A 24,426-nucleotide genomic window follows, 5' to 3' on the forward strand; every position below is an offset into this window, starting at 1 on the left:
GTGATTTCTCACAAACTTAACAAACGTGATTAAGATTGAGATTCCATTTCCTGAATCTTCACCTTCCACGTATCAGGGCCGATTTGGTGAGCGTTTGCACCGTTAGAGTCAACCGCGACGGTGACAGGCATATCTTCCACTTCAAACTCGTAGATCGCTTCCATACCTAAGTCTTCAAACGCGACAACACGTGCTTTCTTAATCGCTTTAGCAACCAAGTAAGCCGCACCACCAACCGCCATCAAGTAAACCGCTTTGTGTTTCTTGATTGACTCAACCGTTGCTGGACCACGCTCAGCTTTACCAATCATACCCATGATGCCCGTTTCTTCCAGCATCATGTCTGTGAACTTATCCATACGTGTCGACGTTGTCGGACCTGCTGGACCTACGGCTTCGTCACCGACCGCGTCAACTGGGCCTACGTAGTAGATAAACTTGCCTTTGAAGTCGACACCTTCTGGTAGACCTTCTCCGTTTGCAAGCATCGTTTGAATACGTTTATGCGCAGCATCACGACCAGTGAGTATCTTGCCTGAAAGCAGTACCGTTTCACCCGTTTTCCACTGTTCAACATCAGCCTGTGTCACTTCGTCGAGATTAACACGACGCGTGTTCGCTCCCGCTTCCCAAGTAATATCTGGCCACTCTTCCAATTTCGGTGGCGTCAGATCAGCAGGACCAGAACCATCTAGAGTGAAATGCACGTGACGAGTCGCCGCACAGTTAGGGATCAAACATACCGGTTTGGATGCTGCATGAGTGGGTGCTGTTTTGATTTTCACATCAACAACTGTGGTTAAGCCGCCAAGACCTTGCGCACCAATACCCAACTTGTTCACGCGGTTGAAGATATCAAGACGGAGCTCTTCTTCTGCATTTTGTGGTCCACGGTCGATAAGCTCTTGGATATCGATGTGCTCCATCAGTGATTCTTTTGCCAGCACCGCCGCTTTTTCAGCGGTACCACCGATACCGATACCAAGCATGCCCGGTGGACACCAGCCTGCACCCATGGTTGGCAACGTTTTTTCAACCCATTCAGCAATGTCATCTGATGGGTTCAGCATAACCATCTTGGTTTTGTTTTCACTACCGCCGCCTTTTGCCGCGATTTGAATCTCAACTTTATCGCCCGGAACCATGTTGATATGAACAACCGCAGGTGTATTGTCTTTGGTGTTAATACGTTTACCCGCAGGATCCATGAGAACCGATGCACGAAGTGGGTTATCAGGGTTAGTGTAAGCCTGACGAACACCTTCATCGACCATCTGTTGTACCGTTAGATCCGTAGAGTCCCACTGCACAGCCATACCGATATTGACGAAACAAGTGACGATACCAGTATCTTGGCAGATTGGGCGATGCCCTTCCGCAGACATACGAGAGTTAATCAGAATCTGAGCAATTGCGTCTTTAGCCGCTTGGCTCTCTTCACGTTGATAGGCTTTTTCTAGGGCTTGGACAAAGTCTAATGGGTGGTAATAAGAAATGTACTGGAGCGCATCAGCTACACTGCTGATCACATCCTGTTGACGAATTACGGTCATTGCATGCCTCGTTATTTTTGTGCTTCCTTTTCTAGCCGAACACAAGCGTTTGCTTATTGATTTTATATTTGCGAAACACTGGTGTAGCGACCTTTGATGCCATTATGATACTCTTGCTTTTCTCAACACGCCACGTAATCAACGATCTCTTTGTCACAAATTAAACAAATGAATAACATCAAGCCAAATCGCTTAGAAATCAAACCGATCCCTTATAAAAATGACCTAGCGGTTTCGCTGTTTAATCACATCGAATCTTTGCCTTGGGCAATGTTGCTTCGCTCACCTTCAACCACTCATGTTGATAGCCGTTTTGACATATTGGTCGCACAGCCCATCGCTACAATCATTACTACGGGCGAGAGAAGTACCATAAAAATGGCCGATAAGATCGAAATCTCCGACACCAACCCGTTTGAGCTAATCAAACACGTTCAGGCACGCGTGTTGCCCGATATTGAGTACGATGGAGAGCTCCCTTTTATTGGTGGGGCTCTGGGTTATTTTGCGTATGACTTGGGTCGTCGCGTCGAGCGCATGCCCGTGTTGGCGGAGCATGACCTGAAAACACCCGATATGGCGGTTGGATTATATGACTGGGCGCTGATCGTCGATCATCAACTTCAGAACGCAAGTATTGTCGGACAAAATGTTGACAAGCACTGGCAATGGTTGAACCAACACGCACCAGAAAAAAGTAACCCGTTCGCACTTGTTGGTCCTTGGTGCTCTAACATGACCAAAGCGGACTACCGTGGCAAATTTGAACAAGTTCAGGAGTACCTTCGTTCAGGAGATTGCTATCAGATCAATTTGGCACAGCGATTTACAGCACCTTATCAAGGGAGTGAGTGGCAGGCTTATCAAAAGCTTGAGCAGGTCAATCAAGGGCCTTTCTCGGCATTTATTCGTACCGAGCAAGGCGCAATAATAAGTGTTTCTCCTGAGCGTTTCCTCCAAGTCAAAGCGCGTCTTATCGAGACCAAACCGATCAAAGGGACTCGCCCACGTAGCGATGACCCTAGCATTGATCAGCAAGCTGCAAACGACTTAGCCAATGCTGAAAAAGATCAAGCTGAGAATCTCATGATTGTTGACTTACTGCGCAATGATGTCGGGCGAGTTGCCAAACCTGGCACTGTACATGTCCCTAAATTGTTCGACATTGAAAGCTTTCCCGCCGTTCACCACTTAGTGAGTACTATTCGCGCTCAACTTGATGACCAATATAGCGCCGCTGATTTACTGCGCGCGTCCTTTCCGGGAGGCTCTATCACCGGCGCACCTAAAGTCCGAGCGATGGAAATCATCGAAGAGCTGGAACCCCATCGTCGTAACGCCTACTGTGGCAGCATTGGTTACATCAGTCGTCATGGACAAATGGATACCAGCATCACAATACGAACACTGGTCGCTGAACAAGGGCTATTGCATGTCTGGGCCGGTGGTGGCCTAGTTGCTGACAGTCAGTGTGATTGCGAATATCAAGAAACGCTCGACAAACTGAGCCGCATACTTCCAATCCTTACTGAATAAGTGGACAGATCTCAAGTCCACTTTTCGAGCATCAGTTTCAAGTCTTTGGCGGTATAGGGTTTGGTTAAGATGTCATCCATCCCACATTGGATGCATTTTTCGCGCTCTTCTAACGTCGTCCCTGCCGTTAGCGCAATAATGGGCAAGGTACACTCCTGCTGACGAAGATAGGTCGTTGCTTCAAAGCCATCCATCTCAGGCATTCGGCAATCCATGAAGACGATATCGTAGTGACCGATAGCGACCGCTTTGATCGCTTCAATACCATTGGTGGCAATATCTGGGGTAATAGACAGTTTTTTCAACATCTGATTGATGATGACTTGGTTCATACGAATATCGTCGACAACCAATATCGCTAAATTGTCGAACGATTTATTACTTAGTCCCGCCTCCTTTATCGCCTCTTTATGAGGCTCGGCTTGTGTCACTTTAAGCGGGAGCTTGACTTCAAAACAGCTTCCCTGCCCCAGTTCGCTAGTCAGAGAGATCTCACCCGCCATCAGATCAACAAGGTTTTTGCAAATCGCCAGTCCAAGGCCTGTCCCTTCAAAATTTCGTTTTGCCGACCTATCAACCTGAACAAAAGGGGTAAACAGCTTGTTGTGTAATTCCTTACTGATACCAACACCGCTGTCAATAATGGCGACACACAAGCTACCCGCTTGCCATTTGGCAACTAACTTGACCTCTCCCTGCGCGGTAAACTTAATCGCATTGCCGACAAGGTTCACCAAAATCTGTCCTATTCGTTCGAAGTCACCGATAAACGCCGCAGGCATCTCCGTTGCTCGTTCAATTGTAAATCCGACACCCTTCTCCTGAGCTTTTGGCTGGAAAATCCCATTAATCATGTCGTGCAGATCTTGCCACGTAAACTGTGAAGGGATGAGCTCCATCATTCCGGCATTCATTTTACTGAAATCGAGAATATCGTTGATAATGTGGCGCAGCAGATCGCCTGAGTGACTGAGATTAGAAAGCAGGGTTTGCTGCTCTTCATCGAGAGGAGTGCTGGCAAGCAGTTCAGCACTGCCAAGTAAGCCATTTAGAGGGGTTCGTAGCTCATGATTTATCATCGCGACGAACTCTTTAGTTGAACGCTCAGATTCCTCTGCCCGAGCACGTGCTTCTTGATGGCGGGTTACAATAATCTGGCGACTAATCGCACTACAAAGCAGTTCGCCAATGAGCGTAATCTGGCTAGTGATAAAATCCCGGTCAATCTCAGTGCCGCTGACACGCACAGATAGCTCGCCAGCAGTTTTATGATCAATTTCGATCGGCAAACACAACACATCGCCTTGCCAAACTGAGTAGGGTTTTACCGTACTAATCTCACGCGCAGACACCGGACCAAACTCAGTTCCCTCGATGGTCGAAATTAAATTGGATTCAATAAAAAGTGCTGCACGTTCAATGGCTTTCGTTGAGGATAATCGCTCTAATAGGCTAGCAATCATACCATCATCTAAGGTACGTCTAAGGAAGGCTCGCCCGTAGTGAATTAGCGCTTCATTGATCTGTTGCTCAAACTCTAATTTATCGAGGTCACTGCGCGTCTGGTGTTTAAGCTGCGTCAACACTAACTCTAATTGTTGGTTGGCTTGGTATAGCTCCAAACTCTTACTTTCGAGCAACTGTTCGGCTTGCTTACGCGCCTCTATCGCACGCTGCAGCTTACGCTCCAATGGCGAGCCACTTTGATTATGCTTGTCCAATCAGCTCCACCTTAAATCTAACTTGGCTGCCATCACTTGTAACCTTATCCATAGAGATTGCCAATTCTTCATTGTAAAACTGAGCGCATCCTTCAATAAGACCAAAGCAGACATGAGACATGCAACGAACACTCACATAGTCAAAAACCAATTCCGTGTTGGATTGGCTAATAAAGTCAAATCTTGGCGGGTTAGCCTCTGGGTAGAGTTTTTTGACCTCAATATGAATGTAGTCCTCGACTAACTTAATGAATTGAAAAGACGATTTGCAATCTTCTAGGCTAAAATTATTAGGTAGAGTGTTATACAGGTTCTTAAAAACGGATTGTCCGAATAAACGCTGCAGTTCTTCTGGTGATATTCCTGTGCGTTTACTGAGGTGTACAATGAGTCGAACAAGTTTGCGATGATCATAGCTACCGACTGTGGTGTACACACCGCTATCTTCCGCAGCTAAAAGTAAGCTATCCAACTCATCTAAACCAAACTTTTGCTCCACAAGATCCATAAACTCAGTGAAGATAATCCCTTTCATATTTAGCGCTATCCTTGCTTGTTTGAGTATAGTAGAAAGCATGAGTCATATTTACGCCTTTTTCAAATACATGAAGGAGCTAACGTGTTGTCAGAACTAAATAAAAACCACATTATTCAACGCTTTCAGTTGCTGCAGACTGTCGATTATAACCAAGAGGCATTAAAACGAGTCGCGCACCTAAAACAGAGTCATCTTCGTAAAGCATCCGTTCTGATTGGGTTCGTTGAACGCGAGCACGGATTAAACATCATTTTTACTCGCCGAGCACGACACCTCAAACACCACCCTGGTCAAATCAGTTTTCCTGGCGGTAAATACGAGGCTTCCGATTCGAACTTAGCAGAGACAGCGTTAAGAGAAACCTTTGAAGAGGTCGGTATAGATAGGAATAAAATAGAGATCTTTGGTCAAATGCCGGAACTGGTGACCATTAGTAAGTTTACGGTCACGCCTTTTTTAGCGTTTATCTCGCCTGACTACGAAATCCAGATCGATGCGAATGAGGTCGACGAGCTGTTTGAAGTCCCTGCTTCGATCATTCTGGATAAAAATCACCTCCATAGTCAGAAATTTAAGGTTAACAATTTTTCACATCGTGTCTTTGGTTTGTCATATCAACACCACTTTATATGGGGAATGACCGCGCAAATCATTCACGCCATGCAGAATCATATAATGCATCAATACTAATTTACTCATACAACAACATATTCTGTTCACATTAGTTAAATTAACTATCAATAAGGCAACCGTTTTCTTGCGACAAAGATAAAACAAAATAATAACAATATTAGATTTTCTAATGTCACACATTAGCATAAATCACTAGTAGCACATCATTTTCGTGAGCAAAAACCTGTTTTTGACATATCATTACATAGCTCGCATCAATTCATGATTTAGATCTAGTTTTCCTGCAAGATTTTTATGCAAAATTGCCCCCGACTTATTTCCTGTTCCCAAAAATGAGTATCACAAAATGAATACTACAACTTCTGCGGCTTCAACCGCACAATCGTCTAGTAAGTTTACTTACAAAGACTTCACTTGGTGTCTGTCGCTTTTCGGTACTGCGGTAGGTGCTGGCGTGCTTTTCCTTCCTATTAAAGCGGGTGCTGGTGGTTTTTGGCCATTAGTTATCCTTGCTCTAATCGCGGCACCAATGACTTGGTTCGCTCATAAATCTCTAGCACGTTTTGTACTATCAGCGAAAAACCCTGAAGCTGACATTACAGACACTGTTGAAGAACATTTTGGTAAGACTGGCGCAAACCTTATTACTTTTGCTTACTTCTTCGCTATCTACCCAATCGTTCTAATTTACGGTGTTGGTATTACAAACACGGTCGATTCATTCCTAGTAAACCAAATGGGTATGGAATCCATTCCTCGTTGGTTACTATCAGGCGCACTTATCGCAGCAATGACTGCGGGTGTGGTATTTGGTAAAGAATTGATGCTAAAAGCGACTTCAGCAATGGTTTACCCACTTGTTGCAATCCTTCTTGCTCTTTCTTTCTACCTTATCCCTGATTGGAACACGTCGATGATTGAAGTAGCACCAGACTGGAGCTCAATGCCAACAGTTGTATGGCTAGCAATTCCTATCATCGTGTTCTCTTTCAACCACAGTCCTATCATTTCTCAGTTCTCTAAAGAACAACGCCTACAGTACGGTGAAGATGCAGTTAAAAAAACTGACTCTATCACTGGTGGTGCTGCGATGATGCTTATGGGCTTCGTAATGTTCTTCGTGTTCTCTGTAGTACTTTCTCTATCTCCAGAGCAGCTATCGCTGGCTAAAGAGCAAAACATCTCTGTTCTTTCTTACCTAGCGAACGTGCATGAATCTCCACTGATTTCTTACATGGGTCCTCTAGTTGCATTTGCAGCGATTACTTCTAGCTACTTCGGTCACTTCCTAGGTGCACATGAAGGTCTAGTTGGTCTAATCAAGTCTCGCGCTAAATCGCCTGTAAGCAAGATCGAAAAAGGTTCTCTGCTGTTCATCGTTATCACTACTTGGATCGTTGCTATCGTTAACCCGAGCATCCTAGGCATGATTGAGACAATGGGCGCTCCAATGATTGCAGCTATCTTGTTCCTAATGCCTGTATTCGCGATGCAGAAAGTTCCTGCAATGGCTAAGTACAAAACTTCTGCTCCAGTACAGATTTTCACAACAATCTGTGGTCTTGCGGCAATTAGTTCTGTAATCTACGGCGCTCTTTAATCTAAAGACTAAATTTAGTCTGATTAATCCAAGAATATAACGATAATAAAAAGCCTCCCTATCCCCCTGGGAGGCTTACTTTTGAGGTAATCGATATGATTAGTGTTTTTGACATCTATAAGATCGGCGTTGGTCCTTCAAGCTCACATACAGTGGGACCAATGAAAGCGGGTAAAGAGTTTATTGATGACTTACGCTCAATGGGAAAATTGCGCGACATCACTAAAATCACCGTGGACGTTTATGGATCACTATCACTGACAGGGAAAGGTCACCATACAGATATCGCCATCATCATGGGTCTTGCAGGCAACACCCCTGAGAAAGTGGATATTGATTCTATTCCGGGCTTTATTGCACGCGTAGAAGAAACTGAGCGCCTTCCTGTTGGCATGCACTGTCATACAGTATCGTTCCCGAAAGAAGGTGGTATGAACTTCCATACGACCAACCTAGAGCTACATGAAAACGGCATGCAGATCCACGCTTGGATCGGTGACGAAAAAGTGTACTCAAAGACTTACTACTCTATCGGTGGTGGCTTCATTGTTGATGAAGAAAACTTCGGCAAAGAAGAAGAAAACCCGATTAAAACACCTTACGAATTCACAACCGCTGAAGAGCTTGTGAATCAGTGTAAAGAACACGGTTTATCTATCAGTACACTAGTGATGAAAAACCAAGCGGTTCTGCACTCAGATGAAGAGTCACGTACTTACTTCGCCAATATTTGGAAGACAATGCGTGACTGTATGGATCGCGGTATGAATACAGAAGGTATCCTACCTGGTCCACTGCGTGTGCCACGTCGTGCAGCGGCACTACGTCAACAGTTGCTGACTTCTGAAAAAACCACTAACGACCCAATGTCTGTTGTTGACTGGGTAAACATGTTTGCTTTCGCAGTTAACGAAGAGAATGCAGCAGGTGGCCGTGTTGTAACAGCGCCAACTAACGGTGCTTGTGGCATCATTCCTGCGGTACTGGCTTACTACGATAAGTTCATTCAGACTGTGACTGAAAAAGACTACATCCGTTACTTCGCGGCTTCTGGCGCAATCGGCGGTCTTTATAAGCGTAACGCTTCAATCTCAGGTGCTGAAGTAGGTTGTCAAGGCGAAGTCGGTGTTGCATGTTCAATGGCAGCAGCTGGTCTAGCCGAACTGATGGGTGGTAGCCCAGAGCAAGTTTGTATGGCAGCTGAAATCGCGATGGAACACAACCTAGGTCTAACATGTGACCCAGTAGCGGGTCAGGTTCAGGTACCATGTATTGAACGTAACGGCATCGCAGCGGTTAAAGCAATTAACTCTACGCGTATGGCGCTACGTCGCTCGTCAGCTCCAACAGTTTCTCTAGATAAAGTTATCGAAACAATGCTAGAGACAGGTAAAGACATGAATGCTAAGTACCGTGAAACATCTCAAGGTGGCCTAGCAATTAAAGTTATTTGCTAAACTTTACTGATGAAAAAAGCCCGAGCATATTTGCTCGGGCTTTTTATTGTCTAGACGTTAAGTACGCTTAAATAACTTGCGATACCAGTAAGAAACCACCAAAGACAAAACCAAAGATCATCATTACAGCGCCACCTTCAGCCGTGTATCTTTCATCTAACGTCTTTGCTAAACGTAGCTTGTAAACCATAGCCAGCGGTACAAATACCGCAAGGAATACTAGTATTATACCCGCGTAAGCCAATACAGATAAGAACTGGTCAGCAGCCCATATAGCACCAACTAATGGCAATACAAAAGTCAGAACGTAAGTCATGACTCTATTCTGGTTGAACGTATCGCTGTTTTGGTGGAATAGCGACATCGCTACGCCAAAGAATGAGGTCAATAACGCCAAGCCAGTGAACACAGAAAGGAATCCACCCACCCATGGAGCCTGATGCTCAAATCCAGCCATCAACTGCGAAACACTCGCAAACTGTTTTAATTGGTCTGACGGCAAATTACCAACCACCGCAAACAACCAACACAAGTAACACACCAATGGAATGACCGAACCGATTATCACCATATTTCGTAACTGTTTATCTGTTGCTTCATTGTTGTAGGAGACCAGACTCGGAATCACCACCATAAAACCGAAGCTCGTAAACAGTACTGCGCTAGTTTGGATTAGGCCCAGATGATCCTCATTGCTCACTTGGCTCAAATTGGCAAATGAAAACTCAGGTAGTAATACTGCCAATGTCATCAATAGACTGACAACCATCACAAGGAATAGCAGACGATTTAGCTTGTCTATCACGCCTGTACCGCAAGCAACAATTAAGCCTGTTGTAAGAGTGAAAACGATTTGGCTATGGATAAAACTGAGCTCGACACCAACCACTTTCATCGCCTGAACGAGCAGATCTGCGGCGCCAAGAATATAAGCCATCAACAGACAGATAAGCAGTGCGTATAGCAAAGCATTCGTTAACAGTTGCCCCCCTTTTCCTAGCGTCTTACGTGCGATAGAGTTTAGCCCCAATCCACCACCTGATTTGATGGTTGCTTCTAGTAATAGTAAGGCGGAGTATGTGGTTCCAAACCAAATAAGCACCATCAACACAGTGCCGTAAAGTAGACCAAATTGAGCAAGCACCATAGGAATTGCAAGCATGCCGGCGCCAAGCGCTGTGCCAGCGATAATTAAAGCGCTGCCGATAAGTTTTGTATTCATTTTCTGTAAAACCGTAATTATTTAAATTTATTGAGACGTGCAGATGCACAGACGTAATGGTCCTAATCAGGAATCAATACGAAAAATAAAATCGAGAAAACGAATATGGCTGCAATAAGGAATTGCTAAGAGGGGGAAAAGCAAAAAAAGAAGAGAGAGAAATGCGTGACGATACCGCTTGATGGGGCGACCCTTCAGTGGGCTCCAAAATAGGTGTAGTAATCTTGAAAATCATTTAGATGTCCTAATACAACAGACAATCCATTGGAAACGCGTAACCCTTCCTGAGTTACGTTATCTCAAAGTGAGATAAATCCATCTTATAGACTAGGACGTCAATTGCAATGGCCTAACTACCAAGTGGTCAAAGAACCATCAGCAGTTCAAAGTGACAGTGTTACTATTCACTCACTACTCGCCCTTTGATCTCATTGCCCGCTTCTCTTATTAGATCTATCGGAGAGAGGATGACCCCTTTCACTGCTCCCTGAGTCGCCTGCTTGGCGATCTCTTGACTCTTATCCATGATCTGATCGGTTTTCACGGCCATATATATCCCTTACAGGTCACTCAACATTGCCAATCATAGCCTAAATCAGGCACAAAAAAAGCGAAGATAGCTTCGCTTTTTTACTCTACATCAGGAGATTATTCACCCTTGTAAATACATCCCGCGGTGCAGGTTTCTTTTATTTCTACTTTGCTGAGAAGCGGCAGACTCGGCTTAAGCTCGTTCCAGATCCACTTTGCCAGCACCTCACTGGTCGGGTTCTCTAACCCCTCAATATCATTTAGATAGTAGTGGTCTAGTCGATCATAAATAGGCTTAAACGCAGCTTTGATTTCAGCGAAGTCGACAACCCAGCCTGTATGTGGGTCAACTTCACCTTCAACATAGAGGCGAACTAAGAAAGAGTGGCCGTGCAAGCGCCCACACTTATGCCCTTCAGGAACGTGTGGAAGGTGGTGTGCCGCTTCAAACATAAACTCTTTGTATAATTCAGTTTTCATTTTGATTCTCAGGCTTTTCGAAAGAGGCGCAATACTAAGGAATAAGTATAGTAGTGACAAGCTTTGCAGGTCAGATTGCAATAAGGAAATCGCTTGCCCGCAGAAAAACCCCTCTAGAACGTCGAAATAATGTCGCACGTCAATTACTTGTTTACAGTCCCCTTACATCACATTTACAAAAGCCTCACAGAGAGTAAGGTCACAGTATAAAATTTACCGTCTTCCCTTCCGTCGATAGATAAGCGAGACTTTTTGAAGTCTATTCCAATTATTAATACTATTTCTGATAATGCGCATATCCATAACAAATAAATTGCTCATCACACTGGTTACGGTCTTCGGCTTAGTACTTGTTGCATCTACCACCTACCAATATTTACAGCAGCGAGAGTTAATAAACTCGGTGCTGAGTGAACAACTACACGACAAAGCAAGCAACTATTTCGACAGCCTGAACATGATGATGTTAACGGGCACAATGGCACAAAAAGAGACTTTACGACAAAAAGCATTAGCGCAAGACGGTATTGAACAAGTTAGGGTTTTGCGCGGTGAAGCCGTCAGTAAGTTATACGGCGCTGGTCAAGAGAACCAGAAACCTGTCGATGATATCGACCAGCGTGCACTTAACGGTGAGTTGGTTATAGAACCTTTCTCTGCCGATTGGGGCAAAGGCATCGTTGTTGCCTTGCCAATGAAAGCAAGCGAAAACTATCGCGGCACCAACTGTGTTGCCTGTCATATAGCGCCAGAAGGCGAAGTCCTAGGTGCAATTCGTCTCGAATACAACCTCTCTCATGTTAACGACCTCATTAAGGACCGAGCGCTGATCGCTCTAGCCATCATGTCTGCATTCGGTTTTGTTGGCTTTCTGATCACTCTGGGTCTCATCCGTAAAATCATCGTTAGACCGATTCAGAAAACCTCCGGCTTTATGCAAAGCCTTAGCGAAACCAAAGATCTCTCTCAGCGTCTTGATAGTAAGCAAAATGACGAGATCGGCCAGCTATCTGGTGCGATTAACTCTTTTATGGACACCGTCAACGATAGCCTAGTTCAGGTTCAATCCACGTCGCATAAAGTCGCAAGTAGCGCATCTGAACTGACCCAAGTTGCTCAAGTGACAGACAGTGCAGCGACCAATCAGCAAACTGAAACCGCTGAGGTGCAATACAACATTGAACAGATGCAGTCTCAGCAGGTTCAGGTTGAACAAGCGACCGAAAACGCCTCATCGTTGATCAAGCACACCACGCGTATCGCGGAGCAAAGTGCTGAGAAAGCACATAGTGCCAGCCATGAGATCAAGGGACTAGTAACCGATATCGAGCAAGTCAAAGATAGCATTGTCGAACTCAACAACCAGACTGCTGAGGTATCTAGCATTCTCGAAGTCATTAAAGGTGTCGCGGAACAAACCAATTTGTTGGCACTTAATGCCGCTATCGAAGCCGCTCGAGCGGGCGAACAAGGTCGTGGTTTTGCAGTGGTTGCTGAGGAAGTTCGTAATCTAGCAAGTCGCACCGCTGAAGCGACCAGCAGTATCGAAGCAATCATTTCTCAGTTCCAGCAAGACAGTGAGGCCTCGCTGGCTTCCGTCGACACGGTCTGTGGAACCGCTCACGAACGTTCAACAGAGATTGAAGCATTGTCCCATGCTATGTCTGAAGTCGTTCAAGAGATGAAACAAGCTCTCGCTCATGCCAATAGCATCCAACAACAATCCAGCAATACGGCAGAACTGAGCCACCAAGTCCAAAACAAAGTACAAGTCATTACCCGACATGCCAATCAAACATCAGAGTCTGCGGCTAAGACCCACGATATCAGTATGAATCTTGAGCAACTTTCTGAACATCTTGAGACTCTACTCGATCAATTCACACTTTCTGGCAAGAAATAGGCGAATAATGGGATTTTTTGTTCGACTAAGTGACAATAAAGGTTGAAGCATAATATTTGAAAGGTAATATGTTCCATTGAATCTATAGAATTCTATCCAACCCAATGTTTGCTCATTATTTATTCTATTGAGTATCACGCATTGGGTTGAATTTTTACCTCAATGGAGAATATTTCAAACATGACTTACGCGCCTGTATCAGACGTTTTGAAAGGTCAGCTAGCAGTAGACAGTGAAGTGACTGTTCGTGGCTGGATCCGTTCACGTCGTGATTCCAAAGCTGGAATCTCTTTCCTTGCCATTTATGACGGCTCTTGTTTCGACCCGATTCAGGCCGTGGTCCCTAATAATCTTAATAATTACAACGACGAAGTACTAAAGCTTACAACAGGCTGCTCTGTCGAAGTAACAGGTAAGATTGTTGAATCTCCAGCAAGTGGTCAAGACTTTGAGCTTGCCGCGACTGACGTTAAAGTTGTTGGTTGGGTTGAAGATGCTGAAACTTACCCAATGGCAAAAACTCGTCACTCTATCGAATACTTACGTGAAGTAGCGCATCTACGCCCTCGCACTAACGTCATCGGTGCAGTTGCACGTGTTCGTAACTGTCTTTCTCAAGCGATCCACCGTTTCTACCACGAACAAGGTTACTTCTGGGTATCAGCACCACTGATCACGGCTTCAGATGCGGAAGGTGCAGGTGAAATGTTCCGCGTATCTACGCTAGACATGGAAAACCTACCTCGTACTGACGCAGGTAAAGTTGACTACAACGAAGACTTTTTCGGTAAAGAGACTTTCCTGACTGTATCCGGTCAGCTAAACGCAGAAGCTTACGCTTGTGCACTAAGCAAAGTTTACACTTTCGGCCCAACGTTCCGCGCTGAAAACTCTAACACCAGTCGCCACCTAGCGGAGTTCTGGATGGTAGAGCCTGAAGTGGCATTTGCAGAACTAGACGACGTAGCGAAGCTTGCCGAAGACATGCTGAAGTACGTATTCAAAGCGGTACTAGAAGAGCGTCGTGATGACCTAGAGTTCTTTGCCCAACGTATCGACAAACAAGCGATTACTCGCCTTGAACAGTTTGTATCTTCAGACTTCGCACAGGTAGACTACACCGACGCAATTCAAATCCTTCTGGATTCTGGTCGTGAGTTTGAGTTCCCTGTTGAATGGGGTATCGACATGTCTTCTGAGCATGAGCGTTACCTAGCAGAAGAACACTTCAAAGCGCCAGTAATCGTTAAGAACTACCCGAAAGACATTAAAGCGTTCTACATGCGTCTTAACAACGATGGCAAAACAGTTGCAGCGATGGATGTTCTAGCTCCGGGTATCGGTGAAATCATTGGTGGCTCTCAACGTGAAGAGCGTCTAGATGTTCTTGATGCACGTATGCGTGAAATGGGAATCGACCCTGAGCACATGAGCTGGTACCGTGACCTGCGTCGTTACGGCACTGTGCCACACGCTGGTTTCGGTCTAGGTTTTGAGCGTCTTGTGTCTTACGTAACAGGCATGGGCAACGTTCGTGACGTGATCCCATTCCCACGTACACCACGCTCTGCAAACTTCTAATCATCGAAGTTAACTCAATCTATAAAAACCTCCGCCAACGCGGAGGTTTTTTTATGCCAGTTGCAATTCAAGTATAGAAATTTGAACACTTACTTATCATAGCTGGTATTAGAAAAGCACCACCAAAAGAGCTAATGTAAAAGTATCTTCAACGCAGTAGAGTGATGATTATGAAACTATTTAAAATTGAAGACCTCTCTTACAATGGCGTAAAAGAAGGCGTTCATAGCTGGGACCATCCTCAGGGTGAGCAACCCTACTATTGGCATCCAGATTGGTTACACGTTGCTGAAGACATTACTGGGTTGCACGGTAGACAGCCGTTAGATTTGAAAGACGGGGAAACGGCGAACGAGCAACATGCCAAACAAGCAATTGTCGATCACCTCAATAACAAGAATAATAGCTAAGTTAAGTTAGGCCTCCCATTTTGTGGGCGGCCCAAGATGTCTCGTTGACGGTATGCTCAGTCGCTAGCTTTAGCAGCGTAGTAGATGCCAAACAGACATAACCCCAGCATAACAAACGGAATCGCCGCCGCGGTGTACTCCGTCCACGCCAGCTGCGCAAAAGATTTGGCCAGAATAACATGCCCAAATACTAGCAGCGCCGCGCATACTACAGCCACGATAAGTAGCCGAGACTCATGCCGATAGTGTTGTTTTTCCATAACTTATCCCTTGTTTGACTATTGGGACAATTGCAACACATCTTCACTTTTTGGCAGCACTACAGTTTAAAACAAAAACACCCTATCAGTTGTTACTCTGTTCCATTAACAGTATGCCAAGCTGCCTTATCGCCTGCGACAACGTCTCGCTGTGCTCAAATGAAATGTTTAGGCGCATACAGTTTTGATACTGCTGTTTTGAACTGAACAGCTGACCGTAACCGATAGAGATACCTAACTCACATAACTGTTGGTAAATTTTATGGGTATCAATATGTTGAGAAAACTGCAACCACACAAAATACCCACCTTTAGGTTCATAAATCACAGTATCCGCTGGGAATTCTTGCTGAATTGACGTGATGAAAGCCGCCAGTCGATGACTGAGCTGCTTGCGCAGTTTACGTAAATGGTTGTCGTAGCTTTCATATTGGAGATAGTGAGCAACGCCCTGCTGAATCGGTGCACTACCCGCTAGTGTGGAAATCATCTGTTGCTTTTGCAGCTTTTCATTGAGCGCCCTATTCACGACCCAACCTATACGATATCCGGGACAGAGAGACTTAGAAAATGACCCACATAGCAAGACGTTATCATTGCGATCCCACAGTTTAATCGGTGAAGGTTTGTCGTCACCAAAGTAAAGCTCTGAATAGACATCGTCTTCCACGATATAGACGTCGTGCTGGTCTGCCAACTCTATGACTTTGCGCTTTTTCTCGTCACAAAGAGAGACTCCGGTTGGATTGTGAAAGTTTGCCATCAGCCAGCAAGCCTTGACATCATTCTCTGCTAACGCTGTTGCCAGAGAGTCAATACAAAGCCCAGTCTCGGGATCGACGACCACTTCGATCGCCTTCAGTTTTAGACGCTCTATAGCTTGGAGTGCACCATAAAAAGCCGGCGACTCAATGATTACCGTATCACCAGGCTCACACACCGCTTCGAGGCTCAAGTTCAAAGCTTCCATCGCTCCGGACGTCAACACTATGTCTTGGTGCGATACATTGATCCCTTCGGTAATGTACCGCTGGGCAATCAATCGGCGCAGAGCTTCATTACCAGGAGGCATATTGTGAATAATGGCTTCGGCAGGCAACTTACGACCCGCAGCGGCTAAATGACGATTGAGATCTGCAATAGGAAACAGATTCGGTGAGGGAAACGCAGAACCTAAAGCCGTTTCTGCCTGTGTATTACTTTTTAAAAACGCATACAACTCATCGTGGTATTCAGGGCGAATCGATGCCTCTTCACGTTGGGGAGTCTCTATACCAAGGCGTGAAGTAACATAATAACCAGATTGGGGACGCGCCTTAATCCATCCTTCAGATTCGAGGATTTGATAAGCCTGAAGAACCGTTGCAGAACTGACCGAAAAACTTCTACTGGTCGCTCTTAATGATGGGATTTTCTCGCCCGAACGCCATGTATTCGCTTCAATTTGTTGCTTGAGTTGACTTGCTAATTGTTGATAGCGATGCATATTACCCTCTTATGTGAGCGGCAAAGATACCACAACAGCTCTATCGATGAGCTTCGCCACATCTCACTAACAAAGATTCGCTTTAGCGCATTCTGTTTATAGAGATTCATCACATTAAATATCAGTAAGTCTGTTACATTTATCAGGTTAAAGTGATCCAAATAACCTTACAAGGGATGATAATAATGACAAAGTACAATTCGTCACACATTGAATACAAAGGCGAAAGCAATGGCGTTCATAGCTGGATAACACCAAGTGGTCAACCATATTACTGGCACCCAGATTGGCTCCACATTGCTGAAGATGCGACTGGCTCACATCCTAAACAAGACCTTGAGTTACCAAAAGGAGAAGAAGCCACGCAGCAGCATGCCGTTAAAGCAATTCTATCCCATCTCAATCAATGGGCAGCTGACAAACTCAGCAAAAGTCCAGACATCGAGGCCAACGCGGTTGAATCGCAGCTAAACCTTAAAAAGTAACTCTCTCCTTTTAACGCACCTATCTGGGTGCGTTTTACTTTCCCGCCGCTTTAAGCCTTTCACTCAATCTAATGCTAAAGTTGTAAAACTGTATCAATAATCGAAACAAATCGATAATATGCTCGGTCTTTTATTGACTAAGCAAATACATACTTTAGTCAACTTGCTGTTGTTCGACTAGTTTTAGTCACATTGATAACGTAATTAAGGCTTAACATGGTTAACTCACATTACAACGCCCCCTTAACCCTAAAGCTCTACGTGCTTGCTGCTGTCGTCTTCGGACTTTATGGTGGACGAGTCTGCCCAATGTTGGAAACACTGACCTTTGGTGAACTGTTCTTACATATCTCTATCACTTTTGGTAGCGTCTATTTAGTGCGACATTTTCTGCTGCAAAATCACCCTATGGTTAAAGAGCATCGATTCGCGCAACTCGATAGCACTTTAATGCTAGTTGGCAGCATTATTCTCGCTACCTTCTATAACACTTACTACGACTTCACTATCGACAGTAACTTGAAAGTTCTGTTTGGGATGACCTTGTTCGGCTTTTTCACCGGGTTGTTGCTGCAACTCGATGCGAAAATCACCAGCTTAGACATGTTAAACCGGTCTGAACGATTCGATTTTGAATTGAGCGGTAAGAGACAATCGATCGTCAAACAAATGATCGGCCTTATCAGCTTACTCATCTTCACTTTGACAACCATGCTTGCCATGGTCGCTGTTAAAGATATTTTCTGGCTTGAACATAACCCACAACGTGTGTTGGATGGCACAGGCAAGGTCAGCGTAATTAAGGAATTTGTCTATATCTCAGTGGTATTGGGTGCCTACACCATTGCCATCATGGTGCAGTGGAGTAAGCTCATGCGTCGTGTACTCAGTGCTCAGGAATGCTCATTACTGGCGGTGACTGAAGGCAACACTTCTGCCCGCGTTCCTATCTTTGAACATGATGAGCTTGGTTCTATGGCCTCACTGACCAACCAAATGCTTGATAGTTTGGAATCCTCTCAAGATGAAGTGAAAACAACTCGTGATGTCGCGATTGTCAGTTTGTCAGCTTTGGCAGAATCGCGTGACAACGAAACAGGCGCACATATTCTAAGAACTCAGGAATATGTGCGAGCGCTGGCTAAGCATTTGGCACAGTTTGAACACCATCAAGCGCTGTTGACCGATAACTATATTGAATTGCTTTATAAATCCGCACCGCTCCATGATGTGGGTAAAGTGGGTATCCCAGATAACATCCTGCTCAAGCCCGGAAAACTGACCGATGAAGAGTTCGAGGTCATGAAGGACCACCCAGAGATTGGCGCTAAAGCGTTATCAATGGCAGAAAAGCAACTCGGTAGTAATTCGTTTCTAAAACTGGCTAAAGAAATTTCGCTCACTCATCACGAAAAGTGGAACGGTAGCGGCTATCCCAATGGACTTAAAGAGCAAGAAATCCCTATTTCAGGTCGATTAATGGCACTAGCGGACGTTTATGACGCACTTATCTCTGAACGTGTATACAAAAAAGCCTTCAGCCATGAAAAAGCAAAATCGATTATCCTTGAAGGGAATGGCTCTCATTTTGATCCCGAGATTGTTGAGGCTTTTCTTGCGATTGAAGACGAATTCGTTGCGATAGCAGATAAGTATCGCAGTATGGAAGCAAAGGAAAACGAACTCGAAAAACTGATGCACGCCTAATCCCCTGATAGTGGTTCTATTTTCGCTAGACTAATGTCCCTTTTATCGTTTGATTAAAGGGACTTTTTATATAGAAATATATATTTGATTTGCCAATGCAACAAAATCGCATTGTTTTTGAAATTTTATTTACATTGGTTGTTGTCTCACTCCGTTTTGACAGGTATAAATAACCGAGTTACTTATATCCTCCCTTCGATAAACATGGACGATGATTATGTTTGAAAAAGTAGTTGCTGCTCCCGCAGACCCTATTCTTGGCCTTACTGAAGAATTTAAAAAAGATCCCCGTGCTGAAAAGATTAACCTTGGCGTTGGTATCTACAAAACTGAACAAGGTGAAACCCCTGTTCTTGCAACTGTTAAGAAAGCGGAAAAAGCGCTTGTCGAAACAGAGAAAACCAAATCATACTTAACTATCGAAGGCACGGCTGAGTACGCACTGGCAGTTCAAAAACTGCTTTTCGGTGCTGATTCTGCGATTGTTGCCAACAAATTGGCAAAAACTGCACAAGCACCAGGTGGTACAGGTGCACTTCGCGTTGCAGGTGAGTTTATCAAACGCCAACTAGGCGGCGCTAAAATCTGGATCAGCAACCCTACTTGGGCAAACCACAACGGTGTATTCACTGCTGCTGGTCTTGAAACAGCTCAATACACTTACTACAACGCAGAAACGAAAGACAAAGACTTTGCTGCAATGCTAGCCGACCTAGAAAAAGCGGCTGAAGGCGATGTTGTTCTACTGCACGGCTGCTGTCACAACCCAACGGGTATCGACCCAACGGAAGCAGAGTGGCAAGAGCTGGCGAAATTGGTTGCGGATAAAAAGCTTCTACCTCTGTTCGACTTCGCATACCAAGGTTTTGCAAAAGGCGTTGAGGAAGACGCTCAAGGCCTACGTATTTTTGCTCAGTATAACCAAGAGATTCTGGTTGCTAGCTCGTTCTCTAAAAACTTTGGCCTGTACAACGAGCGTGTCGGTGCATTCACAATCGTAGCAGCATCTGAAGAAGTCGCGACTACAGCATTCTCACAAGTTAAAGCGATTATCCGCTCTATCTACTCAAACCCACCAGCACACGGCAGTGCGGTTGTTACTCACATTCTGAACAACCCAGAACTTCGTGCAGAATGGGAGCAAGAAGTGAAAGAGATGCGTGACCGTATTCAACAAATGCGTGAACTATTCGTAGTGACACTAAAAGAGCAAGGTGTTGATGCAGACTTTAGCTTTATCGAACGTCAAAACGGCATGTTCTCCTTCTCTGGATTGAGCAAAGAGCAAGTTGAACGCCTAAAAGATGAGTTCGCTATCTACATCGTAGGTTCTGGCCGCATCAGTGTTGCAGGTATGACTCGTTCAAACATGTTACCTCTTTGTAAAGGTATCGCTGCGGTTCTTTAATCACGGTCAAACAACTTAAAAAGCCAGCGTATCGCTGGCTTTTTTATTGATGGTTAAACCGTTAGAACAAGAAACGCAAAGAGATTCCGCCCTCGTTCGTCGTCGCGCTACCGCTAATCTTAACGGTTTCGAAATCACCACTGCGGTGAGTATAAAATCCACCCAAGGTAATTCGCGGTGAAATACGGTAATCCGCTCGCAGTTGGTAAATCTCTTCTTTAAGGAAGTCGGTGTAATTGAACTCAGCCCCTGCGGCCAGTTCCCAATCATCAGTCAATGCATACTTCAACTCAACGCCAGCACCTAATACCAAATCACTATCGCTAAATAACTTAGCATTGGTGGAATCTTGCGATTGCTTTGCCCACAAGTAACCGATTTTAGCTTTAGCAACCAAGTCTAACTTGTCGAGAACTGGGTAGCGATAAGCGACTCCCGGTAATAGAGTGTATAACTCCGTAGTAAAATCTTCTGGGTGAATAAAACGTGCCGTGTAGTCTAGAGTGAACAGAATGTTCTCCGTCCATAGATAATTCCCGCCTACGGCTAAAGCAGTGACGTTATTGTTTACGCCTAGATTTTCATTCAACGATCCGGCACTAAGATCAGCATACGCATAGCCATAGTTAATCTGATTCGTGCTGTCATTTGCTGATACATGTGCCGATGTGGCAAGCAGCAAAGGAGCGAGTATCCAACTGTACTTTACTTCCATTACGACCTCTTTAAGTCCATTTACAACTCACATTCAATCGTTCAGGGAAACCGAATCGCTAAGTCTAAGATCTGCACTGACTGAACAAAAATGGAGATATTGGGCGATTGCCTTACAGTAGTTGTTGGCAAATATTGTAAGTAAAATATAGAACAGTTCACTGGCAAGTTACTGAATGAATTGTGAGAATTATGATCCGTCACGCGCATTATTGAGCAGATAGTAAAAAAGATCTCATGCGAGATCTTTTTTGTTTAAAACTTAACCATTAATTCATCTTGTGACAAACTGACGATTTCAGCGTGAGACTTAGCGCGTAGCCGTTCGATTTGTTCATTATCGAGCTCATATGGCATAACGAGCTTGAGTTCTTCGACCCCCTCAAGTTTAGCCAGTTTGAGCAAAGTGATAATATTTGACTCGTCACTGCGGTTAGCAGACAGCGACTTCATGGCTTGATCCCACAAGCGATCTTCTACCGATAGCGTCTCTTTAATCGTATCCTTCCACGCTAGGCTGAATATCGGAGCAAACGTGCTCATCGCTTCGAGAAAGGTCCATTTTTTACTGCACGAAGCACCGAGAAAAGAGGTATAGTCGAATACAACACTTGTCTTGCCCAGATGTTCCATATCATCCCCCGTAATATCGGCAACACAGTGTACTAAATATCCTAGATCGCTCCTTATATAGCAATAGGATATAAAACAATAGTCTTTTATGCCCTAAATTTGTTTGAAAAAGCTATATAAAAACCAATACGGTAACAAAATGTGTACAATCCAGAGATATAAGAGACCGGTTGCTTAATATTTTGGATACCAAATAATATCCTGTGGTTTCAGCACTATTTGATGTCCACTATCTTGCTCGCCTTTTTGTACTGGATTCTCCAGCCCTTCCATTTCGGCAGTTCCCAACGCTTTGGATACCCTTTGCGTAGTCCATCGCGGTAAATCACATAAACCAACTTTTTGTCGACAAGATATTCAACATCTAAGTTTAAATCACCCAACGACAACTCAAACGGATAGGCATCCGCGAAATCCTGATATTCCCAGTAAGGAATTCCTTTAAATACAAAATCCTCTGCGGAAAATAATTCCAACTCAGAAATGTCGGACAGCTCTAGTAGGGTCAGTTGCTCAGTAAACCAGTGGTCGAAGTCCAGCTCACTTATATCAACCTTTTGCTCCGATAAGCCAAGCGAAACATACAATTTCCAGTGTTCTATCTCTTTGTGCCGCTGTTTTGCCAAACCTAGCAAATATTGGTCATTTTTCACTGCTTGCAACATTGGCTTAATGGCAAACTCTCCCGTTGCAGGCTCATAGCGGGTTGCGATTACTCGCCCTGCATAGACAAGTTGCATCTCAATCATTGGTGTGTCGCTTAGCTCGGTGACTTCTCCTTGCTGCCAATCTCCTAAATCCATCGATTGCAGAGTCTTTAACGCTATCGGCATAGTAAAGGTCGCTAAATTGAGCGTCTGTTTTACCCCTCTTCCCGGTAAGCTGTGGGTATCCAGTACCAAAGCGGCTTGGTGTTTATCTTGGAAACGGCTTTCTCGTCCAAGAATCACTTCCATTGATCCATTGCCTAGCGCTTCTGTTCTTTTCATTCGACGCACAAACACCAACTCGGGGTGCAATCGCGCAATCGCTTCGACCAAATCCTGATGAGAATAACGGGATGCGACGTCAAGTTGCGGTAACTCAAATGCTGCTCGCATCTGCTCTGACAACATAACCGCCTCTTTCATTACATCTTGATCAACCTTAATGGCGGGGTAGCGATTTCCTCTCAGCAAGCCAATCGCCAACTGAGCATCACACCCTAGAGGTTCTTGTTGAAGAAGTTGCTCAAGTTGTTCTTCATCGTTTGATAAACGGTATAACGTTGCAGGGGTAGCGACGACTGAAGTCAAATCAACCATCGCTTCTTGCAAGGCTCTACTCGGCATGCGGGTAACAAGATCTGCGTACAAAGCATCAATAGGAAGAGGATAGATACGTTGGCCATGCTCAGTCACCAGACCTTGGCTGTCTATCGCCCCCATTTGTTCTAGGGTTGAGTGTGCCTGCGCAACAGACTTCTCCGGTAGAGGTTCAATAAATGTCAGTGCCGTTAATGCTCGACCGCAACTTGCGGAGGCCAGCATCGCTTCGGTCAAAGATTCTCGATGCATTTCTGGTGGCGTCACTTCCGCTAATGCGGCATGTTCACCATATAAGCGGATACAGAGACCATCCATAACGCGACCCGCTCGACCGCTACGCTGTTTGGCACTCGCTTTAGAAATGTGTTTTAAGCTTAATGCGGTACGACCATTGCGTTGTTCGGTTCGTCTTTCCAGACCCGAGTCTATCACCGCAGCAATGTTTTCAATGGTCAGAGACGTTTCGGCCACATTGGTCGCCAGTACGACCTTTTTGTAAGACTGAGGATTGAGTGCGAGATCTCTTTGCTGGTCAGTAACCGAAGCGTGCAAAGGTAGCGCAACAACCCCTTCAATGGAGGATAACTTACTTTGACACTGAGTAATCTCTTTACGCCCAGGTAAAAAAACCAGAATGTCCCCATCCACATCCAGAAGTGCCATCACTTCTTGTTTAACTCTTTCATCCAATTGACGAGCATCAGGCAACTGGCGAGAGTCGCCAGCACGATGACCGATGGCGACATCAAAGTTGCGGCCTTTCGCTTGCAGTCGCTTTGCTCCGACATAACGCGCCAGTTTTTCACCTTCGATAGTCGCTGACGTGATCACTAAGCGATGACGTTGTGCCTCTCTAAGCAGAGCAACCAGTAAGTCGGTATCCCAACGCCGCTCATGAAATTCATCGACAATAATAGTGCTAAAGCCTGCCAGTTGATTCTCACTATACCAACGCAGTGCGACACCTGGAGTAACAAATACGATTTGAGTCTCATCGTCGCAACGCGTCTCCAACTTAATCGCATACCCAACAGACTGACCAATCGGCTGTTGCTTTTGTTCAGCAAGAAATTGAGCTAACGAGGTACAAGCAATCCTACGTGGTTCAATCACCAATACTCGTCCATTTTCAGCCGCCCACAAGGGCAAACGAGTCGATTTTCCTGAGCCAGTTTCAGCCTCTACAATCAGATGATGTGCCGATATCTCTTTTAAGAATTCGGATTTAAGGGTATCTATCGGTAAGCTGAACATACTTCGC

At 44.9% G+C, this 24,426-nt stretch carries 21 protein-coding genes; 10 read left to right on the forward strand and 11 right to left on the reverse strand.

Going from position 1 to position 24,426, the window contains the following annotated elements:
* Positions 1 to 29: 29 nt before the first annotated feature.
* The gene (locus ACQEXT_RS14540; RefSeq protein WP_138971185.1) at positions 30 to 1,553 is read right to left on the reverse strand and encodes a fumarate hydratase; all 1,524 of its coding nucleotides are present in this window, start codon (positions 1,551 to 1,553) and stop codon (positions 30 to 32) included.
* Positions 1,554 to 1,721: 168 nt separating this feature from the next.
* Between ACQEXT_RS14540 and pabB the strand changes: the two genes are divergently transcribed.
* Positions 1,722 to 3,089 carry an aminodeoxychorismate synthase component I gene (pabB, locus tag ACQEXT_RS14545; RefSeq protein ID WP_426952717.1) on the forward strand — a complete coding sequence of 456 codons (1,368 nt, stop codon included), beginning with the start codon at positions 1,722 to 1,724 and terminating at the stop codon, positions 3,087 to 3,089.
* 11 nt (positions 3,090 to 3,100) lie between these two features.
* On the opposite strand, the gene ACQEXT_RS14550 is transcribed toward pabB, so the two are convergent.
* Positions 3,101 to 4,810, reverse strand: coding sequence for an ATP-binding protein (locus ACQEXT_RS14550; protein WP_426952719.1), 1,710 nt, complete (start codon positions 4,808 to 4,810; stop codon positions 3,101 to 3,103).
* Positions 4,797 to 5,345 carry a heme NO-binding domain-containing protein gene (locus ACQEXT_RS14555; RefSeq protein ID WP_426952721.1) on the reverse strand — a complete coding sequence of 183 codons (549 nt, stop codon included), beginning with the start codon at positions 5,343 to 5,345 and terminating at the stop codon, positions 4,797 to 4,799. The genes ACQEXT_RS14550 and ACQEXT_RS14555 overlap by 14 nt, the downstream gene beginning before the upstream one ends.
* 84 nt (positions 5,346 to 5,429) lie before the next feature.
* On the opposite strand from ACQEXT_RS14555, the gene ACQEXT_RS14560 reads away from it, so the two are divergent.
* From ACQEXT_RS14560 to ACQEXT_RS14570, 3 genes are all read left to right on the forward strand, one after another.
* Positions 5,430 to 6,038, forward strand: coding sequence for a CoA pyrophosphatase (locus ACQEXT_RS14560; RefSeq protein WP_426952722.1), 609 nt, complete (start codon positions 5,430 to 5,432; stop codon positions 6,036 to 6,038).
* Positions 6,039 to 6,327: 289 nt separating this feature from the next.
* Positions 6,328 to 7,581: an aromatic amino acid transport family protein gene (locus tag ACQEXT_RS14565; protein WP_426952724.1), complete on the forward strand. Its 1,254-nt coding sequence runs from the start codon at positions 6,328 to 6,330 to the stop codon at positions 7,579 to 7,581.
* Between the two features lie 95 nt (positions 7,582 to 7,676).
* The gene (locus tag ACQEXT_RS14570; protein WP_138971179.1) at positions 7,677 to 9,038 is read left to right on the forward strand and encodes an L-serine ammonia-lyase; all 1,362 of its coding nucleotides are present in this window, start codon (positions 7,677 to 7,679) and stop codon (positions 9,036 to 9,038) included.
* 67 nt (positions 9,039 to 9,105) lie between these two features.
* Here ACQEXT_RS14570 and ACQEXT_RS14575 read toward each other — a convergent pair whose 3' ends face one another.
* The 3 genes from ACQEXT_RS14575 to queD form a co-directional block, all read right to left on the reverse strand.
* The gene (locus ACQEXT_RS14575; RefSeq protein ID WP_426952726.1) at positions 9,106 to 10,260 is read right to left on the reverse strand and encodes an amino acid permease; all 1,155 of its coding nucleotides are present in this window, start codon (positions 10,258 to 10,260) and stop codon (positions 9,106 to 9,108) included.
* 400 nt (positions 10,261 to 10,660) lie between these two features.
* Positions 10,661 to 10,810 (reverse strand): hypothetical protein, encoded by a 150-nt coding sequence (locus tag ACQEXT_RS14580; protein WP_426952761.1) that lies wholly within the window; start codon positions 10,808 to 10,810, stop codon positions 10,661 to 10,663.
* A 98-nt stretch (positions 10,811 to 10,908) separates the two neighbouring features.
* Positions 10,909 to 11,271: a 6-carboxytetrahydropterin synthase QueD gene (gene queD / locus ACQEXT_RS14585; RefSeq protein ID WP_171052143.1), complete on the reverse strand. Its 363-nt coding sequence runs from the start codon at positions 11,269 to 11,271 to the stop codon at positions 10,909 to 10,911.
* Positions 11,272 to 11,560: 289 nt separating this feature from the next.
* Here queD and ACQEXT_RS14590 point away from each other — a divergent pair, with 289 nt between their 5' ends.
* The 3 genes from ACQEXT_RS14590 to ACQEXT_RS14600 all read left to right on the forward strand — a co-directional run bounded on the left by ACQEXT_RS14590 (position 11,561) and on the right by ACQEXT_RS14600 (position 15,165).
* The gene (locus tag ACQEXT_RS14590) at positions 11,561 to 13,174 is read left to right on the forward strand and encodes a methyl-accepting chemotaxis protein (protein WP_426952728.1); all 1,614 of its coding nucleotides are present in this window, start codon (positions 11,561 to 11,563) and stop codon (positions 13,172 to 13,174) included.
* Between the two features lie 180 nt (positions 13,175 to 13,354).
* Positions 13,355 to 14,755, forward strand: coding sequence for an asparagine--tRNA ligase (gene asnS, locus ACQEXT_RS14595; RefSeq protein ID WP_138971177.1), 1,401 nt, complete (start codon positions 13,355 to 13,357; stop codon positions 14,753 to 14,755).
* 170 nt (positions 14,756 to 14,925) lie between these two features.
* Positions 14,926 to 15,165 carry a hypothetical protein gene (locus ACQEXT_RS14600; RefSeq protein ID WP_426952730.1) on the forward strand — a complete coding sequence of 80 codons (240 nt, stop codon included), beginning with the start codon at positions 14,926 to 14,928 and terminating at the stop codon, positions 15,163 to 15,165.
* A 56-nt stretch (positions 15,166 to 15,221) separates the two neighbouring features.
* On the opposite strand, the gene ACQEXT_RS14605 is transcribed toward ACQEXT_RS14600, so the two are convergent.
* Both ACQEXT_RS14605 and ACQEXT_RS14610 read right to left on the reverse strand, forming a co-directional pair.
* A complete protein-coding gene (locus ACQEXT_RS14605) occupies positions 15,222 to 15,425 on the reverse strand; it encodes a hypothetical protein (RefSeq protein WP_426952732.1) in 204 nt (67 codons plus the stop codon).
* A gap of 85 nt (positions 15,426 to 15,510) precedes the next feature.
* Positions 15,511 to 16,911, reverse strand: coding sequence for a PLP-dependent aminotransferase family protein (locus tag ACQEXT_RS14610; protein ID WP_426952734.1), 1,401 nt, complete (start codon positions 16,909 to 16,911; stop codon positions 15,511 to 15,513).
* 185 nt (positions 16,912 to 17,096) lie between these two features.
* On the opposite strand from ACQEXT_RS14610, the gene ACQEXT_RS14615 reads away from it, so the two are divergent.
* The 3 genes from ACQEXT_RS14615 (at position 17,097) to ACQEXT_RS14625 (ending at position 20,511) form a co-directional block, all read left to right on the forward strand.
* Positions 17,097 to 17,396, forward strand: coding sequence for a hypothetical protein (locus ACQEXT_RS14615; RefSeq protein ID WP_426952735.1), 300 nt, complete (start codon positions 17,097 to 17,099; stop codon positions 17,394 to 17,396).
* 216 nt (positions 17,397 to 17,612) lie between these two features.
* Positions 17,613 to 19,103, forward strand: coding sequence for an HD-GYP domain-containing protein (locus ACQEXT_RS14620; RefSeq protein WP_426952737.1), 1,491 nt, complete (start codon positions 17,613 to 17,615; stop codon positions 19,101 to 19,103).
* Positions 19,104 to 19,320: 217 nt separating this feature from the next.
* Entirely contained in the window at positions 19,321 to 20,511 is a 1,191-nt protein-coding gene (locus ACQEXT_RS14625; RefSeq protein ID WP_426952739.1) for an amino acid aminotransferase, read from the forward strand.
* Between the two features lie 61 nt (positions 20,512 to 20,572).
* On the opposite strand, the gene ACQEXT_RS14630 is transcribed toward ACQEXT_RS14625, so the two are convergent.
* From ACQEXT_RS14630 to ACQEXT_RS14640, 3 genes are all read right to left on the reverse strand, one after another.
* Positions 20,573 to 21,226 carry an outer membrane beta-barrel protein gene (locus tag ACQEXT_RS14630; RefSeq protein WP_426952741.1) on the reverse strand — a complete coding sequence of 218 codons (654 nt, stop codon included), beginning with the start codon at positions 21,224 to 21,226 and terminating at the stop codon, positions 20,573 to 20,575.
* A 254-nt stretch (positions 21,227 to 21,480) separates the two neighbouring features.
* Positions 21,481 to 21,858: a transporter gene (locus ACQEXT_RS14635; protein ID WP_426952743.1), complete on the reverse strand. Its 378-nt coding sequence runs from the start codon at positions 21,856 to 21,858 to the stop codon at positions 21,481 to 21,483.
* Positions 21,859 to 22,073: 215 nt separating this feature from the next.
* A complete protein-coding gene (locus tag ACQEXT_RS14640; RefSeq protein ID WP_426952758.1) occupies positions 22,074 to 24,419 on the reverse strand; it encodes a helicase-related protein in 2,346 nt (781 codons plus the stop codon).
* Between the last annotated feature and the right edge of the window lie 7 nt (positions 24,420 to 24,426).

Source organism: Vibrio sp. TRT 29B02, from assembly GCF_050113655.1.
Taxonomy (GTDB): domain Bacteria; phylum Pseudomonadota; class Gammaproteobacteria; order Enterobacterales; family Vibrionaceae; genus Vibrio.